Here is a 342-nt window from a genome sequence, read left to right on the forward strand (position 1 = left end):
TCCTCTTCATCCCTCAGTAATGTCCTGTTTACCAGGGTGTTCACAAAGAAGCCTAGCAGGTCCCTTGTCTGTGCGTACTGTCGGTTTGCAGTAAGACTGCCAATGACAATATCGTCCTGTCCGCTGTACTTCCCCAATAGGATGCTCGTCGCAGCGAGCATCACACTGTGCATCGTAGTTCCGTTGTTTCGAGCGATCGCCCTCAAACGGTCGCTCGTCTCTGAGTCAAGGTCAAAGGTGCAGTAGCCCCCGGAATAGTCAACCATCTTGGGACGAAGCTTATCAGTGGGAAGGGAAAGCATCTGAAAACCCGAGAGCCTTTCCTTCCAGTAACCCAACTGT

General features: G+C 51.8%; 1 protein-coding gene. It reads right to left on the bottom strand.

What is annotated here, in order from left to right; all coding sequences use genetic code 11:
• Nucleotides 1-338, bottom strand: a 338-nt coding sequence (locus AACM45_RS20405; RefSeq protein WP_445227740.1) for a condensation domain-containing protein, incomplete at its 3' end; no start/stop codon positions are given.
• Between the last annotated feature and the right edge of the window lie 4 nt (nucleotides 339-342).

Origin of the sequence: Croceitalea sp. MTPC5, assembly GCF_036985505.1 — a bacterium.
In the GTDB taxonomy this organism is placed as follows: Bacteria; Bacteroidota; Bacteroidia; order Flavobacteriales; family Flavobacteriaceae; genus Croceitalea.